The organism is Sorangium sp. So ce131 (assembly GCF_051519095.1).
Classification (GTDB): domain Bacteria; phylum Myxococcota_A; class Polyangia; order Polyangiales; family Polyangiaceae; genus Sorangium.
The window spans coordinates 1,193,486-1,211,374 of the sequence record NZ_CP150455.1 but is presented as its reverse complement, the minus strand read 5'-3'; the positions used below and the strand labels follow the sequence as shown (position 1 = coordinate 1,211,374).

The 17,889-nt window shown below is 68.1% G+C and carries 9 protein-coding genes and 2 pseudogenes; 10 read left to right on the top strand and 1 reads right to left on the bottom strand.

Annotation, left to right across the window (positions count from 1 at the left end; translation table 11 throughout):
- Window positions 1-119 precede the first annotated feature (119 nt).
- The 6 genes and pseudogenes from WMF43_RS04485 to WMF43_RS04460 form a co-directional block, all read left to right on the top strand.
- A pseudogene (locus WMF43_RS04485) lies at window positions 120-952 on the top strand (Mu transposase domain-containing protein); the annotation flags it as partial.
- Between the two features lie 1,095 nt (window positions 953-2,047).
- On the top strand, window positions 2,048-3,973 hold the full coding sequence (locus WMF43_RS04480) for a cobalamin-dependent protein (protein ID WP_437677692.1): 1,926 nt from the start codon (window positions 2,048-2,050) through the stop codon (window positions 3,971-3,973).
- A gap of 569 nt (window positions 3,974-4,542) precedes the next feature.
- Window positions 4,543-5,139: a pentapeptide repeat-containing protein gene (locus WMF43_RS04475; RefSeq protein WP_437677691.1), complete on the top strand. Its 597-nt coding sequence runs from the start codon at window positions 4,543-4,545 to the stop codon at window positions 5,137-5,139.
- Between the two features lie 303 nt (window positions 5,140-5,442).
- Complete coding sequence (locus WMF43_RS04470; RefSeq protein ID WP_437683940.1) at window positions 5,443-6,117, top strand: VOC family protein; 675 nt, start codon at window positions 5,443-5,445, stop codon at window positions 6,115-6,117.
- Between the two features lie 518 nt (window positions 6,118-6,635).
- A complete protein-coding gene (locus WMF43_RS04465) occupies window positions 6,636-7,430 on the top strand; it encodes an SAM-dependent methyltransferase (RefSeq protein WP_437677690.1) in 795 nt (264 codons plus the stop codon).
- Window positions 7,431-8,038: 608 nt separating this feature from the next.
- A pseudogene (locus tag WMF43_RS04460) lies at window positions 8,039-8,750 on the top strand (DDE-type integrase/transposase/recombinase); the annotation flags it as partial.
- Between the two features lie 49 nt (window positions 8,751-8,799).
- Here the strand turns inward: WMF43_RS04460 and rsgA are convergent.
- Complete coding sequence (gene rsgA / locus WMF43_RS04455) at window positions 8,800-9,876, bottom strand: ribosome small subunit-dependent GTPase A (protein WP_437677689.1); 1,077 nt, start codon at window positions 9,874-9,876, stop codon at window positions 8,800-8,802.
- Between the two features lie 719 nt (window positions 9,877-10,595).
- On the opposite strand from rsgA, the gene uvrB reads away from it, so the two are divergent.
- From uvrB to WMF43_RS04435, 4 genes are all read left to right on the top strand, one after another.
- Window positions 10,596-12,824, top strand: coding sequence for an excinuclease ABC subunit UvrB (gene uvrB, locus WMF43_RS04450; RefSeq protein ID WP_437677688.1), 2,229 nt, complete (start codon window positions 10,596-10,598; stop codon window positions 12,822-12,824).
- A 475-nt stretch (window positions 12,825-13,299) separates the two neighbouring features.
- A complete protein-coding gene (gene serB / locus WMF43_RS04445; RefSeq protein ID WP_437677687.1) occupies window positions 13,300-14,484 on the top strand; it encodes a phosphoserine phosphatase SerB in 1,185 nt (394 codons plus the stop codon).
- A 311-nt stretch (window positions 14,485-14,795) separates the two neighbouring features.
- Window positions 14,796-15,818 carry a LacI family DNA-binding transcriptional regulator gene (locus tag WMF43_RS04440; RefSeq protein ID WP_437677686.1) on the top strand — a complete coding sequence of 341 codons (1,023 nt, stop codon included), beginning with the start codon at window positions 14,796-14,798 and terminating at the stop codon, window positions 15,816-15,818.
- A gap of 135 nt (window positions 15,819-15,953) precedes the next feature.
- Window positions 15,954-17,882 (top strand): glycoside hydrolase 5 family protein, encoded by a 1,929-nt coding sequence (locus tag WMF43_RS04435; protein WP_437677685.1) that lies wholly within the window; start codon window positions 15,954-15,956, stop codon window positions 17,880-17,882.
- Window positions 17,883-17,889 lie beyond the last annotated feature (7 nt).

Sequence of the window (17,889 nt, the reverse complement as noted above, 5' to 3'; positions counted from 1 at the left end):
AGTATAAATCACCCCCCTCGCGACAGTAAAATTCTCCCCCTTCCTCGCTCCAGAGCGGACGGAACGGCATGGGAATCAGGGACTTGGACGTGGCACCTCTCCGTTCGGAGGTGCACGAGATGATCGAGTCGGACGTTATCCGGCAGATTCGCGAGCTCGCAGCCCGAGGGTGGAGGTCCAAACGGGTCGCCGTGGAGCTCGGCGCGGCTTGCAACACAGCCCGCCGCTATTTGCGCGGTGGACCCGCCGCCGAGGCACACTTTCGTCCTGCTCGTCGCTGCCGGGACGAGGATGGCCGCGCGGAGGCCAAGCAGCTCTTCACCGGTCTGGCGGAGGGCAACGCCGTGGTCGTCGCAGGCGAGCTGGTCAATCGCGGCATTACGGTGAGCGCGAGGACCGTACAGCGTGTGGTGGCCGGCCTTCGCCGCGGGTAGAGGGCGGCCGACGTGGCCAGCGTGCGGTTCGAGACCGACCCTGGCTATCAGATGCAGATCGGCTTCGGTCAGAAGCAGGTCCGCATCGCCGGCACGTTCGTCCGGGTGCACCTGCTGGTCGCCGTATTGAGTCACTCACGAAGGCTCCTCGTCAAGGCCTTTCTGAGCGAGCGACAGAACGACTGGCGCGAAGGGATCGTAGAAGCCAGCGCGTCCACGGCACGACCCGCGAGGCGCCGCTCGTGCGCTTCGAGCGCGATGCGCGGCACGCCCTCCGGCCGTTGCCGTCACGGACCGTGCCGGTGCGAGAGCAGCGGCTTCGCCGACGCGTAGCCAACGACGCCCTCGTCGACGTGGACACGATCCGCTACGGCGTCCCGCACCGGCTTGTGCGCGACACCGTGGAGGTTGTTGTTGGCGAGCGCGAGGTCCGCATCTACCGGGGAGCGGAGCTGGTGGCGCGGCATGAGCGCTCCTTCGAGCCTCATGCTCGCGTCACCGACCCCAGCCACTTCGAGCCGTTCGCGGCCGGACTGCCGGCAGCTTTCCGAACGTGGCCGTCGCCCAGCGAGCGGGTCGGCCTGGTGCAGCGGACAAGAGATTCATTCCCTCCTTGCTTTTCGCTGATCCGCCGTATAGATGCTCGCTCCCAGAGCTGGCCGGAACGGGGCGTACGATCGTGGATCGAGCCTCCCTGTCCGCTATGACGAGCTCAGGCGCTAGGGTCGGCCTGCCGTAGAGACTCTCCTCGCGGCGGCCGCCACGACCAGCTCGTCTGACATGATCTCCGAACGTGCGAGGCGACCGTAGCGCTCGCCGCCATTCGCCCCCGTGTAGGGTTGTCCGACAGGATCTACAAGATCGTCACGCCCGACGGGAGACCGCGTCGCCCCGGTGACGGAGCCGCGTCGTCGTGCGAGCCGCTGCGGGAGGTGTTTCCGCGCGGAAACAGCGTGCGCCCACACGGCCGTGGATGACAAGCGACGGGTGCCGCGCAGGCGGATCACCAGCTGGGGTCAGCGCTCGTACTGAGCCAAACTCCTCGGGCAACGCCTGCGACGAACGACGGTCGCACTGCAAAATTACAGCACGTCAGCCCTCGCGCCCAGCGAGGACCGTTCGCCGGCCCGCCCCACGCTCCGCTGTCGCGCTCTAAGTGCGCGCCGAACGCAGCTGGGCCGAGTCAGGCCGCGAAGCGTGCGTACAGCGTTCGAGCGACGACGAGCCCTGCTGAGCAGCTCGACGAGGACCAGCCACGCCATGCGCCCCCCTCGGCTGCCTGGCGGCGGTAGGTTACGAGATGCGCTTTGAGGACCACGCTGTCGTCAGTTTGGAAGCTGTAGCTCTACCAGCTCGAAGAAAACGTTCGTCGACAGCGTACGACACGAGGTCTTCGCATCCGTGAAACTGTTGCGAGCTCGACGCCCCCGGAAGGTTCTCTGGACCGAGCTAGAAAAAAGGTATATATATCACCACCGTCGAGTAGCCAAGTAGTATCGACTCCTGCGGCTACTTGAGTCGGCACCGAAGCGCATGCTGCGACACGGGGACCATCTCCCGGAGCGGCATAGGTCGACGACCCTTCACACATCCAAGCCTGGAGCGTATTCGCCATGGTCCACCAACGGATCGCATTCATCGAATTGACGGTATTCGCCGGTGTCTATCCCCTGGCGTCCGGCTACATGCGCGCTGCGGCCACCCTGAATCCGAAAGTCACGGCTTCTTGTAGCTTTGAAATCCACTCGATCTGCATCAACGACGAGCGGTTCGAAGATAAGCTGAACAAAATCGACGCCGACGTGTACGCGATCTCTTGCTACGTATGGAACATGGGATTTGTGAAGCGCTGGCTTCCAACGTTGATTGCGAGGAAGCCGGAGGCGCATGTGATACTCGGCGGCCCCCAAGTAATGAACCACGCCAAGCAGTACTTGGATCCGAGCAACGAGCGGCTGGTTCTCTGCAACGGTGAGGGAGAGCACACATTCGCAAACTACTTATTCGAGCTCTGTTCGCCCGAGCCCAATCTTCATAACGTCAAAGGACTATCGTTCTTCAGGGATGGCTTGCTGATCACGACGCCCGAGCAGGAGCGGATCCAAAATCTGAATGAGATTCCGTCCCCTTACCTGGAAGGCTACTTTGGCACAGGGAAATACGTGTGGGCCCCACTTGAGACCAACCGCGGATGCCCTTACCAGTGCACGTACTGCTTCTGGGGTGCGGCGACCAACGCTAGAGTGTACAAGTCCGACATGGACAGAGTCAAAGCAGAAATCTCATGGCTCAGCCAAAACCGGACTTTCTACATATTCATCACCGATGCAAATTTCGGAATGCTGAATCGCGACATAGAGATCGCGGAGCACCTGGCAGAGTGCAAGCGGAAATATGGGTACCCGCTCACCGTCTGGCTCAGCGCAGCAAAAAATTCGCCGGAGCGCGTCACGGAAATTACGCGAATACTGAGCCAAGAGGGGTTAATTTCTACCCAGCCGGTGTCGCTGCAAACGATGGACGCGACCACGCTGAGGAGCGTAAAACGCGGCAACATCAAAGAAAGCGCCTACCTTCGCCTGCAAGACGATTTGCGCCGCAGCAAGCTTTCCTCATTCATCGAGATGATCTGGCCTCTTCCCGGGGAGACGCTGGACTCTTTCAAGGCGGGAATCGGGAAGCTCTGCAGCTACGATGCTGACGCGATACTAATTCACCACCTGCTGCTAATCAACAATGTAGAGATGAACCAGCAGCGAGAGGAGTATCAGCTCGAGGTGGCCAACGATGCAGACCCGAACAGCGAGGCCCAAGTCGTGGTGGCAACCAGAGATGTCAGCCGCGAAGACTACAAAGAAGGCGTTCGATTCGGTTATCACCTTACCAGTCTGTACAGCTTGCGCGCCCTCAGGTTCGTCGGGAGGCACCTTGACTCTTCAGGACGACTATCTTTCAGAGACATGATCTCGGCTTTCTCTGATTTTTGCAATCGGAGCCCCGACCATCCGTACATGCAATACATCGCCAACGTGATCCAAGGGTCGGCACAAACAAGGTTCAGCGCGAACGGTGGAATCTTCCACAACACGCTGCACGAGTTCCGCAGGGAGTTCGATCAGCTGCTCTTTGAATTCGCGCAAGCTTCCAACATCCTGCACGATGACCTTACACGGTTGCTGTTCGATATGGATTTACTGAATCGACCGCATGTTTATTACAACACGCCGATAAGCCTCAACGAAGTGATGCTGAGACATGTAGAGCTACTCTCGAAAGAGCGAGACGGGTTCGTCGTGTCTATCCCGGCGCAGTTCGCGAAGACCGCGTCAGAATTGCTCGGATTGGAGGGCACCAATACTCGCCTCAGGGTGAGATACCGATCAACCCAGATGCCGTTCATGGAGAGCAAACCTTACGAGGACAACCTCTCCTATTGTGAAGCGAAGCTCCACAAAATGGGGAGTATCCTGCCGACCTGGACAGCAACTGGGCCTTCGGCTAGCCAAACCAAGCGAACTCTCCCCGTCGCCGCAGGATAGCCGCACCCGGCGCCAACGTCGCGTGAGGCAGGGGCGTGGTGTGGGGCGATGACGAGGTCATCGCACGGTACGATCGGCCGGCGCAGCGCAGGCCTGCGCAGCACGCTGAAGCGGCAACGCCTTCCTTATTATTGCGCCGGATTTCTCACGCATCGGATCGGCATCCTAGGCGCGACATGTCCGCTCAGCTCGCTGAGCGTGACGAGGCCGCCGATGCCTGCGGTCGCGAGGGCACCGATTTGTTGGCCCTGCCGCTGAGCGTACGCGATGGTGCTCCGGTGAGATCGCCCCCGCCGTTCCCCCCGACTCGGCGACATCTGCAGCGGTTCCACAGGCGTCCTTAGGTTGCCACTCTCGCCTGTTGACCCCGCGAGCGACCGGCGGCCAGGCAAATGGCCACAGCCCTCCGAGCCGCGTCGACGACGACGTATCGAGCTTCGCTCCGAGCCTCGACGCCAGACCGCTGACAAAGTCTTGCAGGTGAGCGTACACGCTGGTATGAACGGCCACCTTCCTGCGTTGAACGACGCGGACGAACGAGGCCACCGGCCAGGATCGAGCAAGGACCAATGCCCCCCAAGCCCACGCCCAGTCTCGAGAGCAACGATTCCTTCGCCGACGTGACTTTCTCTGATCTGTCGATGGAGGCGGCCGACCTATCCGGCAAGGATTTCGAGCGATGCACCTTTCGCCGCTGCAAGCTGCCGGACAGCAGCTGGGCGAAGGCGAGGCTGGAAGACTGCGTATTTGAGGGGTGCGATCTGTCTCAAATGCTGCCCGAACAGCTCGCACTCCGCGGCGTGGCCTTCAAGGACACGCGACTCTGGAGCGTCGATTGGAGCGTTGTCGGCACCTTCCCGAGCGTCGAGTTTGAAAGATGCGACTTGCGCTACAGCTCCTTCCTGAAGCTGCGTCTCTCGCGCACCCCCTTCATCGATTGCCGTTTGACGGAGGCGAACTTCATCGAGGTGGACCTCACGGAGGCGGACTTCACCGGGTCCAACCTTCTTGGCAGCACTGTGCAGGGCTGCGTACTTACCAAGACCAACTTTTCTAAAGCATCGGGCGTGCTGGTGGATCCTCAGAAGAACCGGGTGAAGAGCACCCGCCTCGGCGTCGAAGCGGCTGTCGCGCTGGTACAGACGCTAGGCTTCGTGGTGGAGTAGATCGAAGCGCCCGCAGCCGAACCGACGCCGTGACAGGGCCGTTCGTGCGTGCGTCCACATGCAGCAGACGCCCACACCAAAGCGTCACGCCGCGCCTGCGTCCAGCCTGGCTCGCCGTCACGATGAACACCACCTCGCATAGCTCGTTTGAACGCCTTCGGCGCGGTGGTCCAGCCGCTCTCAACACGATGCCTGGCCGTGCGAAAGACAACACTTGTCGCACGTTTGTCCGACTTTCTCCTTTGCTCGGACGTTCACGTCGCTTACAGTTCCGGGTACGGTCTAACGCTCAGACGTGAGGTGATGATGCAATTCTGTCGGTTCCAGCTTCGTACTTCGAACGTGACCGCAGCGCGCGCGTTCTACGCGGCCGTCCTCGGCGAAGGTCGCGCGGACATCCTGGCGCTACCGGAGGAGGCCGCGGCGCGCGGCGCGCCCGCCCACTGGCTCGGTTACATCGGCGTCGACGACGTAGAGGGCGCGGTGCGCGCGTTCGTGGAGCGTGGCGCGACCCGGCTAGGCCCGACGCGGTTGGCCGCCGACGGGAGCGCGGTCGCGATCCTGCGCGATCCGGGGCAGGCCGTGGTCGCGGTCACGACGCCGCCCTCGACGCCCTCGCGAGCTGACGTGGTCTGGTATCAGCTCTATTCGACCGACGTTGCGCGAGCTGTCGCGAGCTACCAGGACGTGTTCGGCTGGCGGCTCACCGAGCGCCTCGACCTCGGTGCGCTCGGGTTTCACCAGCAGTTTGCGTGGGGCGCCGCTGACGCGAGCATGGGCTCGATGGTCGAGACCACAGCGCTGCCTGGCGTCCATCCGCATTGGCTGTTCCACTTTCGCGTCCCCTCGCTTGATTCAGCGCTGGCGGCGGTCCGCGCCGCTGGTGGCCTGGTGGTCGGCCCGACGGTGCTGCCGGACGGCTCTCGGGTCGCGGTGTGCGAGGATCCGCAGCGCGGCGCGTTTGCGCTGCGCGAGTGAGCGTCCGAGGCCAGCGCCGCCGCGTCGTGAGCGCGTCGAATCGCCGGCCGCGCGCGAACGGTCCGGCGATGCGGTGCGGATTTCCTCGTGGAGCGAAGTGGTATAGTGTCGCTGGAGCGAAGCGACACACGGGAGATGGTCCAGACGAGACCAGCTTCCCCCGCCCACGCGACGGCCGAGGAGTTCAGGGTGGCGCTCGGCGAGCAACACCAGGCGATTCGACCAGTTCACTCAGTTCGGCGAACGCCCCGGGTAGACCGAGCTGAGCGACGTCTGCTACGATTGCGTCGGCGCTCTCTGCAACCGGCGGAACCGCCATCCACACAGAAGCGGTCGTTCGACCGAGTTTGTTCGAGCAACGCCTCGCCTGCTCACCACCTCGGCCGCCGCGAGCGGAAGCGCTGCGTGATTCCTCAGAACATAGAGCCCCGAAACACGAACCGAAGATCCGGGCGTGGGAAATTCGCACGTCTGGTTCTGTATGGAGCGTCGGGCGGCAACGTCCGGCGTTGACTCGAATGGAAGATATTTCGCGAACCGCGCTGTGGGTCGCGGGAATGCGAGCGCTCGAGAGCGAGCGCGACAACCCGCTCTTCCGCGATCCGTTCGCCCGTCGGCTGGCGGGTGATGCCTTCGTCGAAGACTTGCGCCGCAGCAACACGGGTGACGGCGCGATGCCGCCGGCCATCGAGGTTCGCACGCGTTGGATGGACAACCAGGTCGCGCTCGCGGTCGGGCGCGGGATTCGCCAAGTCGTCATTCTCGCCGCGGGCATGGACGCACGTGCTTATCGACTGACGTGGCCGCCGAGCACCCGGCTGTTCGAGATTGACCGCGACGACGTACTCCAGGACAAGCACGCAAAGCTCTTCGACATCGCACCGCGATGCGAGCGCCACGCCTTCTCGGTGGACCTGGGCGACGATTGGCCGGCTGCACTGCAAGGGAGCGCGTTCGTGGCCGATGCTCCCACGCTGTGGCTGGTCGAGGGCCTGCTCGTCTACCTTCCGCCGGACCAGGTTACGCGCCTGTTCGCGCGTCTCGATGCGCTGAGCGCTACTGGAAGCGTCGTCCTGCTCGACGTCGTCGGACGCTCCATGCTCGAGTCATCTCGCGCGAAGGCGCTCCACGGCCTGGCGAGACAGTTCGGGACCGACGAACCCGAGACGTTGCTCGCTCCCCTGGGCTGGGACGTGAACGTGCACTGCACCGCCGTCATAGGCCAACAGCTAGGACGCTGGCCTTTCCCCGTGCACCCACGCGGAACCCCGGGTGTTCCACAGGGCTACCTGGTGCACGCGGTGAAGCGGTAGTCTGACGCACGGCCGCTCGCAGCGGTACTGCGATTGACGTCGGATGTATCGGGTTCCTCCAGCGCTTTCGTGCGATAGCCGCGTGCGCGTTCCGCGCTCCGCATCCTGACGCGGAGGGTGGTTTCTTCAACTGCTCGGAATTGTTGACCAAGTCAAGAATATCGACGCCCATCATCGTGCGCTGTGCCGCGCAGAGGATGTCTGCGAAGCAGAGACCTTGCTTATGCGGGTACCATGGGCGAAGCGGCGGCGTAGTTGTGCCTAGATATTACCGCGCAGTCTCGTTGATGGCTCAGACCGTCTCATCGAGCATGCTGCTTGATGGTGAGGAGTTCTGCGCAACGGAGCTGGCCATCGCGGAAGGTGCTCGCTCCGCGTACGCAACGAAGGAGGACGACGTCCAGAGAGCCGCGGCGCTTGCATACCGGCCATCCACCCAAGATTCTCATCCCGGACCGCCCCGAGCACGGCCACATTGGTTCGAAGAAGAGGGCGTCCGCCCCTCAGCAGACCGAATCGCACAGCCCACCTGAGAGGATCCCTGCCGAAAGCGCCGCCGATCCGGACAAGGACCGCGCGCCAGCAAGGCGCAGAAAGGACTCGTTGGAATGGCCCTCGGCCCCGCCGACCACGCCGAGACCGTCGCGCTCTATCGCCCCACGGTCATTGGCCCTCTCATGCACCGCGTGCTCACCCACGGCCAGCGCGCCGCCGAGCTGCGCGCCCTGAGCGAGCAGCGATTCCGACCGCCCGGCGCGCACGGCACGCGGACCTGCTCGGCACCCACGCTCGAGCGCTCGCTCTATGCGTATCGCACCGCTGGTCTCGACGGCCCGCGCCCGCAGCCACGCAGCGCTCGGGGCTTCGCGCAGGAGCTCTCGGAGGAGCTGCGCACGCTGCTGCTCGACATCCGGCGCGAGCATCTCGACGCCTCCGTGCCACTCAACCTCAAGACGCTCGTCGACGAGGGGCGCCTGGAGGCGGGCAAGGTCTCCGGGGCCACCGTGCGGCGGCTGTACGCGGCGTACGGCCTTCCGCCGCGCCACGCGCGCCGAGGGCGAGCCGAGGACGCGGCTGCGCTGGCAAGCCGAGCGCCCTGGCGCGCTCTGGCACGGCGACGATGACCTCGGCGCCGTGGCCTCGCTCGTCGACATCAACTCGACGCTCCGTGCCTTCCTCGACAGGCGCTATCACCCGGCGCCGCACGCGGGGCTGCTCGGCAAGACCCCGGCGAAGGTGAACGCGGCCCGCCCCGCCGCAGAGGGGGCAGTCCCTCGGAGGACGCGCAGAGCGGGTCTGCCCGCGCCCTCCGGACGCCGGTCAATGCGTCCGGAGGGCGCGGGCACGCCGCGGCGGAACGCCGCGCTCCTCAGCGCTTCGGATGCGCGCGGACGTGCTTCACGAGCTGCTTCCAGCGCCGCTTCTCCTCGATCCGCACGCGGACGTCCTGCTGTCCGGCGAGGTAGCGCCGCTCCGCCCCCAGCTTGCGGTAGGCGCCGAGGCGATCCGGGTCGAGCGCGCTGTCCTCGACGGCGCGGAGCACCGCGCACCCGGGCTCGCCTTCATGGGCGCAGTCGCGGAACCGGCACGCGCCGGCGAGCGCCTCGACGTCGTCGAAGCCCCCGAGCGCGCCCCCGTCCGCCGACCAGAGGCCGAGCTCCCGCACGCCGGGCGTGTCGATGAGCAGGCCGCCGCCCGGCATGACGAAGAGCTCCCGGTGCGCGGTCGTGTGGCGCCCGCGCTCGTCCGTGGCCCGGATCGCCCCCTCGAGCTGCACCTCCGCGCCGAGCAGGCGGTTGCTGAGCGCCGATTTCCCGACGCCGGACGAGCCGACCAGGGCGACCGTCTCCCCTGCCCCGACCTCGGCGCGCAGCGCGTCGAGGCCGGCGCCGGACAGGGCGCTGACCAGCGCGATCGGCGCGGCGGGGGCGATCTCCCGCGCCGCCTCCCTGAACCACCCCGGATCGGGGCAGAGATCGGCCTTGTTGAGCACGATCACGGGGCGAGCGCCGCTGTCGAGGACGACCTCGATGTAACGCTCCAGGCGGCGCAGGTTGAAGTCGGCGTTCAGCGACGTGACGATGAACACCGTGTCCACGTTGGCCGCGAGCACCTGGGCCTCCACGGTCGGCCCCGCGGCCTTGCGCCGCAGGCAGGTGCTCCGCGTGAACGTGTGCACGATGTACGCCGGCCCGGCGCCGTCGCCCGGCCTGAGCCCCACCCAGTCGCCGACGGTGGGCAGCGCGGACCGGTCCGCAGCCTCGTGCGCGAGGCGACCGCTGACCACCGCGAGGCGCGGGCCGTCCGCGGTCTGCACGTGGTGCTGAGCCGCCGAGGCGAGCAGGACGCGCGCGGGCTGCACGGCTTCCCCGAGACTGGCGAGCTGGCGCGCGAAGAAGGGAGTCCATCCGAGCCCGATCAGGTCGGGCCGCGGCTGCTGTTGCAAAGATGAATCGAGAGGAGAACGAGAGTCAGTCTGCATGACGGTACGAGCGCTCCATGGCGTTCGGCCACGCGCGCGCACTCGATGAACGAGGCGCGCGGCGCGCGGCGATCGACGAACAAGGCGCGGCGGCGCGCAAGCGCGCCCGCGCCGGCCAGATCACGCGCGGGGCCGCCGCGGCGCAGGGCTCGTCGATCGATCGTTCAGACCGTCACGCCAGGACGCGCGCCCGGCCAGGGCGGAAGCCCTGCGGGACACACGGCACCCCAGCGCGCGCCCTGATCCTCAGGGCACGCGCGCTCCGGGGCGGAGGCGTGCAGACGAGCTCAGCGAGCCGCGGCGGAGACGACAGCGGCGGCGTGGCAATGGGTGAGCTGTGTGCGTGCACTCATGTCCCTTCGACCTCCGTGTTCAGCGTGCGTCACGACGACGCGGCAGCGCCTAGAATCCGCCAGCGCGGCGCCGCCGTCAAGCGCCGCCGTGCTCGCCCGGCTCCTTTTCGCGTGCCCGCCGTGTGCCCGCCGCGCCCGCCGCGCCCACCGCGCTCCTGCTTATGCTCCGAGCGGCGCCTCGGCAGCACACAAGTCGGGAAGATCCCTGTCTTTCTTCCCGCCTTCCGCACCTCGCCGCTTGCGCGCGCCCTGCGCCCTATGCCGCGCCTTCCGGCCAGAGCGGCGGCGAGGTTGCGAGGAGCGGCTCGCCGCACTAGGGTCCTCTGCTCCATGCCCACCCACTTCGAGCTCGTCTCCGAATTCAAGCCGTGTGGTGACCAGCCTCGCGCGCTCCAGGAGATCTGCTCCGCCTACGAGCAGGGCGAGACGTTCCAGGTCCTCCTCGGGGTCACGGGCAGCGGCAAGACGTTCACCGCCGCCAAGGTGATCGAGAAGCTGCAGAAGCCGACCCTCATCATGGCGCCGAACAAGACGCTGGCGGCCCAGCTCTACGGCGAGATGAGGGAGCTCTTCCCCAACAACGCCGTCCACTATTTCGTCAGCTACTACGACTACTACCAGCCCGAGGCGTACGTCCCGACGAGCGACACGTACATCGAGAAGGACGCGATCATCAACGACGCGATCGACCGCATGCGGCACGCGGCGACGCACGCGCTGCTCTCGCGGCCGGACGTGATCATCGTCGCCTCGGTGAGCTGCATCTACGGCATCGGCTCGGCCGAGAGCTACCACGGGCTCCTGATCAAGCTCGAGCGCGGCACCGAGATCCGCCGGGACGAGCTCCTCCGGCGGCTCGTCGACATCCAGTACACGAGGAACGATGTCGACTTCCACCGCGGCACGTTCCGCGTCCGCGGCGACGTGGTCGAGATCTTCCCCGCCTACGAGGAGGCGCTCGCGATCCGGGTCGAGTTCTTCGGCGACGAGATCGAGGCGATCAAGGAGGTCGACCCCGTCCGCGGCAAGGTCGTGGGCCAGCTCGACCGCTACGCCGTCTTCCCCGGCTCCCACTACGTCACCGAGCAGCAGCAGCTCCGGCTCGCGATCCAGGCGATCCGCGAGGAGCTGCGCGAGCGCATCGACTTCTACGACCGGGCGGTGCGCTTCCTCGAGAAGCAGCGGATCGAGCAGCGGACGATGTACGACCTCGAAATGCTGGAGCAGATGGGGTTCTGCAACGGCATCGAGAACTACTCGCGCCACCTCTCGGGCCGGAAGCCCGGCGAGCCCCCGCCCACGCTGATCGACTACTTCCCGAAGGACTTCCTCCTCATCATCGACGAGTCGCACCAGACGATCCCGCAGGTCGGGGCGATGTACCGGGGCGACCGGGCGCGGAAGGAGACGCTCGTCGAGTACGGCTTCCGGCTCCCCAGCGCGCTCGACAACCGGCCGCTCAAGTTCGAGGAGTTCGAGCAGCACTACGCGCAGGTCCTCTTCGTGAGCGCGACGCCCGGCGACTACGAGCTCCAGAAGTCGAGCGGCGCCGTGGTCGAGCAGATCATCCGGCCCACCGGGCTCATCGATCCGCAGATCCAGGTCCGGCCGGTCGCCGGGCAGGTCGACGACCTGCTCGCGCGCATCCGGGAGCGGGTCGGCCGCGGGGACCGCGTGCTCGTCACGACGCTCACCAAGCGGATGGCCGAGGATCTGACCGAGTACTACACGGAGCTCGGCATCCGGGTCCGCTACCTCCACTCGGACGTCGACACGCTCCAGCGCGTGGAGATCCTCCGGGACCTCCGGCGCGGCGAGTTCGACGTGCTGGTCGGCATCAACCTGCTGCGCGAGGGGCTCGATCTGCCGGAGGTGTCGTTGGTGGCCATCCTCGACGCCGACAAGGAGGGCTTCCTCCGGAGCCCGCGCTCGCTCATCCAGACGATCGGCCGCGCCGCCCGCAACGTGAACGGCGAGGTCGTGATGTACGCCGACCGCATCACCGACGCGATGAAGCGCGCGATGGACGAGACGGACCGCCGGCGCGCGATCCAGCAGGCGTACAACCAGGAGCACGGGATCACGCCGGCGACGGTGAAGAAGGCGATCCTCGACCTGTCGCCCACGTCGGGCACGCGCGACTACTACGCCGTCTCGAAGGGGCCGACGAAGCCGGCGGCCGAGGCGGCGCGCGCCGCGGTCGATCTGGTCGACCAGATCGAGGCGCTGCGGCAGGAGATGTTCACGGCGGCGGAGAACCTCGAGTTCGAGAAAGCGGCGCGGCTGCGCGACCAGATCCGGCAGCTCAAGGCGGAGCAAGGCGAGGGCGCGGCGGGCGCGGCCGGCGAGGAAGAGAAGCCGGCGCGCTCCGGGCGGACGGCGAGCCGGCGCGGCGCGGGGGCGGGGGCGGGCGCGGGCGGCAGCAACGGCGGACGGGCCGGGGCGGGCGCGGGCACGGCGGGCGCGGGGCGAGGGCGCGGCGGGGCGGCGGGGAGCACGGGTACGGGCGCGGGCGGGGGGCGGGCGGCGGCGGGGCGAGGGAGAGGGCGGTACCGGTAGCGACGGAGCCCGCGGGGGAGGGGCCTGCGCGCGAGGGGGGCCGGTGGGCCCTCCCACGAACTCGGGCCTTTTGTGAGGCAATGGCCGCGCGGACGGGGGGACCGAGGCCGAACGGGGATCAACTTCGGGCGGGCCGGCCCTCGGGTTCGTGGGGCCCTCCCACCGGCCCCCCTCGCGCGCAGGCCCCTCCCCCGCGGGCTCTTTGTTGGGGGTGGGGGGTCCTTCCGGCTGCGTGGGTCCTCTCCCCGCGGGCTCTTTGTTGGGGGTGGGGGGGTCCTTCCGGCTGCGTGGGTCCTCTCCCCGCGGACTCTTTGTTGAGGGTGGGGGGGCCCTTCCGGCTGCGTGGGTCCTCTCCCCGCGGACTCTTTGTTGGGGGTGGGGGGTCCTTCCGGCTGCGCGGGTCGCCTCCCCTGCGGGCTCTTTGTCGAGGGGGCGTCGACCCGGGGGCGTGGGGCTGATAAGGGGGCGGGCGAGTATGTCCGTAACGTCCGATCCTATCCTCGTCACCGTCACCGGCAGGGACCAGCCCGGTATCACGGCGCGGCTCACCGGTATCCTCAGCGACATCGGGGCCACGCTGCTCGACATCGAGCAGGTGGTGGTGCACGGAAGCCTGAACCTGGCGCTGCTCGTGCTCTTCCCGGAGACGCGCAGCGGGCTCAAGGAGCTCCTGTTCGCCGCGAAGGAGCTCGGCGTGGGGCTCGACTTCAAACCGGTCGAGGCGGGGGCGCCGGCGCGCGGCGTCGGGAGCCGCTACGTGGTGACCGCCATCGGACGGGAGCTCGGCGCAAGACAGCTCCACGACGTCGCCTCCACCCTCGCAGCCCACGACGCCAACATCGAGAAGATCGCTCGACTGTCCGTGGAACGGCTCTCCACGGTGGAAATCCAGGTGCTGCTCCAGCGCGAAGAGGCCGCCGACGCGCTCAAGCGATCGCTGCTCGCGCTCGCCATGCAGAACAGCTTCGACCTCGCCCTGCAACGCGAAGGGATCTTCCGGAGGAGCAAGCGGCTCGTCGTCATGGACATGGACTCGACCCTCATCCGGATCGAGGTGATCGACGAGCTCGCGCGGGCGAAGGGCGTGGCGGAGCAGGTCGCGAAGATCACCGAGCGGGCGATGCAAGGGGAGATGGACTACGACGAGTCGCTCCGCCAGCGGCTCTCGCTGCTCCGCGGCCTCGACGTCGGCGTGCTGCGGAAGATCGCCGCCGAGCTGCCCATCACCGAAGGGGCAGAGACGCTCATCCGCGTGCTGAAGCGGCTCGGCTACCGGACCGCGGTCATCTCGGGCGGGTTCTCGATCGCCGCCGAGGCCCTGAAGGCAAAGCTCGGGATCGACTACGCTTACTCGAACGCGCTGGAGGTGGACGGCGGGAAGCTGACCGGCCGGGTCACGGGGCCCATCGTCAACGCCCAGCGCAAGGCGGAGCTGCTCGAGACCATCGCGCAGGCGGAAGGCGTGCTGCTCGACCAGACCATCGCCGTGGGCGACGGCGCGAACGACCTCCTGATGCTCCAGCGAGCAGGCCTCGGGGTCGCCTTCCGCGCAAAACCCAAGCTCCGGGAGGCGGCGGACACGTCCCTCTCCGCGTGCGGCCTCGACGCCATCCTCTTCCTGCTCGGCCTCACCGAGCGCGAGCTCCTCGAGGTGACATGAAGGGCGCGCGGCAGGCGCCACGGCCGCGAGGGGCGCACGCAGGGTACAGCACTGAACCGATTCAGTCCGCTGCCGTCGTCGCGCCGGCCGCGGGCGGGTGAGCTCGGCACGGCGGCGCGGCCGGCCGGGACGCACGCGTGGCGCCGGGCGTCGCCGCGCTGGGCGAGATGTAGGAGCGGATGCGCGGGGCCAGCAGGGCGGGCGGCTGCGCGACACGGGAGATCGCCCGCGGGCGGTCGTGCTATCCAAACGGGTTCAGGGGACACGGCCGGTCTCAGGCTGGACGCGTCGCCCGGAGCGGAGGTTGTGCGTTGAAGCGGCCGACGATCGCGGACATCGCGTGGCGTGCAGGGGTGTCGAAAGGGGCGGTCTCCTACGCGCTGAACGGCAGGCCCGGCGTGTCCGAGCCGACGCGCGAGCGTATCCTCGCCATCGCGGCGGAGCTCGGCTGGCAGCCGAGCAACGCGGCGCGGGCGCTCTCGGACGGCCGGGCCGGGGCCGTGGGCCTCGTGGTCGACCGGCCAGCGCACACGCTCGGCATCGAGCCGTTCTTCATGCAGCTCATCTCCGGCATCGAGGCGGAGCTCGCCACGAGCGCGGAGGCGCTGCTGCTCAAGGTGACCGACGACCGCGACGCCGAGGTGGAGACCTACCGCCGCTGGTGGGCCGAGCGGCGGGTCGACGGGGTGATCCTGGTCGACCTCCGCGAAGGCGACCCGCGCGTGAAGCTGATCGAGGAGCTGAAGCTGCCCGCGGTGGTCGTCGGCGGGCCGGCGGGCAAGGGCAGCCTCGCCGGCGTGTGGAGCGACGACGCGAGCGCCATGCGCGCGATCGTGGACTACCTCGCCGCCCTCGGCCACCGCTCGATCGCCCGCGTCGCCGGCCCGGCGGAGTTCCTGCACACGGCGCTCCGGACCAAGGCGTTCAACGCCGCCGCCCGCCAGCGGCGGCTCCTGCGGGTGCAGACCGTGCACGCCGACTACACGGGCGAGGCGGGGGGCCAGGCGACGCGGCGGCTGCTCGCCGGGTCCGACCCCCCGACCGCGATCCTCTACGACAACGACGTGATGGCCGTCGCCGCGCTCGCGGTCGCCCACGAGATGCACATCCCCGTGCCCGAGCGCCTCTCGATCGTGGCGTGGGACGACTCGGCGCTCTGCCAGCTCGTGCACCCCGCCCTCACCGCGGTGCGGCGCAACATCGCCGAGTACGGCTCCCGCGCCGCCGCGCTGCTCCTCAGCCTCGTCGCCGGCGAGGAGATCACCGACGCCGTGTGCAGCGCGCCGACGCTCGCGACCCGGGGCAGCACCGCGCCGCCCCACGCGCGCGCCTGACGCGCGCGAGGCATGCGCGTCTGAGCCGGCGCGCCCGAGCCGGCGCGCCCGCCGCGGCGACGCCGGACCGCGGTTGACACTGAACCGCTAAAGTGATCCCCTCCCGGCCCACCCAAGGGGAGCAAGACACCCAGCATGCACCGCAATTTCGCCAAAGTCGCCGTCCGCAACCAGGCAGTCACGTGGCTCGGGGCCAACTTCTGGTCGAGGCGCGGCGGTCCGCTCATGTGGCGGAGCTACGACCCGGCCGTGGTCCGCGAGGAGCTCCGGGTGCTCGCCGCGCACGGCCTCACGATGACGCGCTCGTTCTTCTACTGGCCGGACTTCATGCCCGAGCCCGACCGCATCGACGAGGGCTGCGCCGAGCACTACCGCGATTTCCTCGAGGCGCACGCCGAGGCGGGCCTGACCACGATACCGACGCTCCTCGTCGGCCACATGTCCGGCGAGAACTGGGACCCGGCCTGGCGGCGCGGGCGCGACCTCTACGGCGACGTGTGGATGGTGGCGCGGCAGGCGTGGTTCGCCGAGCAGATGGCGCGGCGCTTCGCCGGCCACCCGGCGGTGACCGGCTGGCTCGTCTCCAACGAGATGCCGATCTACGGCGAGCGGTCCCCGCGCGAGACGGTCACGAGCTGGGCGCTCCTGGTCGTCCAGGCGCTGCGCGCCGGCGGGGCCAGCCAGCCGATCTCGATCGGCGACGGCGCCTGGGGCGTCGAGGTCACCGGCCACGACAACGGGTTCTCCGTCCGCGACCTCGGCGCGCTCGTCGACTTCCTCGGCCCCCACGTGTACCGGATGGAGAACGACGTGGTCCGCCAGCATTACGGCGCGGCGTTCGTCTGTGAGCTCACGGGCTTCCTGGGCAAGCCCGTCGTGCTGGAGGAGTTCGGCGTGTCGTCCGGCTTCACGTCCGACGAGAACGCCGCGCACTATTACCGTCAGATCCTCCACAACACGCTCCTCGCCGGCGCGACCGGCTGGATCGGCTGGAACAACACCGATTTCGATCTGATCGACCAGGATCCGTACCGGCACCACCCGTTCGAGCTCCACTTCGGCCTGACGACCGTCGACGGCCGCCCGAAGCCGCAGCTCGAGGAGATGGCCCGCTTCGCCAAGGTGCTCGCCGACATCGACGTCGTCAACTGCGAGCGCGAGCCGGCCGACGCGGCGCTGATCGTCCCGTCGTACCTGGAGGGCGTGTTTCCGTTCACCGAGCCGGAGGATCGCAGCTACCTGTTCAGCGTGCTGCGGCAGGCCTATGTCGCGGCGAAGGAGGCGGATCTGCCCATCGGCTTCACCCGGGAGCGGGACGGCATCGCCGAGGATTGCCGGCTCTACCTCCTGCCCTCGACCAAGCAGCTCACCGCGCCGACCTGGCACCTCCTGGAGCGGCTGGCCTCGCGGGGCGCGGTGGTCTACGTGTCCTATTCTCCCGGCGCGCATGGATCGCAGCGCGGCCCCTGGTACGCGCACCTCAACGCGATGTTCGGCGTCGAGCATCAGCTGCGTTATGGGCTCGTGGATCCGGTCGAGGGCGATCAGGTCGAGCTCACCTTCCAGCGCCCGTTCGGCGCGATCGCCGAGGGCGCGACGCTCGTATTCCCGGTCTCCGGCACGGAGCACAGCCGCGCTTACCTGCCCGTCCGGCCGAAGGGGGCGGAGGTCGTGGCGGTCGACCAGCACGGCCGGCCGGCGGTGCTGCGGCGCGAGGTCGGCAGCGGCAGCGTCGTGCTCTGCACGTACCCGATCGAGCACTTCGCGGCGGCCACCCCGCGGGTCAACCCGGAGCCGACCTACCGGCTCTACGCCGCGCTCGCGGAGCTCGCCGGGGCGCGGCGGCCGGTGACCGTGGACGACCCGCGCGTGGCGGCCGACACCCTGCGCCACCGCGACGGCCGCCGCTACGTGTTCCTGGTCAGCCAGGCCGATCAGCCGCTCTCGGTCGAGCCCGCGGCGGCCTCGGGGCACCTCACCGAGCGGGGCGGGAAGACGCCGGTCCGCAAGGTGGAGATCGCGCCGTACGGGGTGGCGATCCTGGAGTTGCGCGGGGGGCAGTAGCGGGGGC

Coding starts and splice junctions, on each gene's coding strand:
- WMF43_RS04480 (WP_437677692.1), top strand. CDS start 2,048: ATGGTCCACCAACGGATCGCATTCATCGAATTGACGGTATTCGCCGGT.
- WMF43_RS04475 (WP_437677691.1), top strand. CDS start 4,543: ATGCCCCCCAAGCCCACGCCCAGTCTCGAGAGCAACGATTCCTTCGCC.
- WMF43_RS04470 (WP_437683940.1), top strand. CDS start 5,443: ATGATGCAATTCTGTCGGTTCCAGCTTCGTACTTCGAACGTGACCGCA.
- WMF43_RS04465 (WP_437677690.1), top strand. CDS start 6,636: ATGGAAGATATTTCGCGAACCGCGCTGTGGGTCGCGGGAATGCGAGCG.
- uvrB (WP_437677688.1), top strand. CDS start 10,596: ATGCCCACCCACTTCGAGCTCGTCTCCGAATTCAAGCCGTGTGGTGAC.
- serB (WP_437677687.1), top strand. CDS start 13,300: ATGTCCGTAACGTCCGATCCTATCCTCGTCACCGTCACCGGCAGGGAC.
- WMF43_RS04435 (WP_437677685.1), top strand. CDS start 15,954: ATGCACCGCAATTTCGCCAAAGTCGCCGTCCGCAACCAGGCAGTCACG.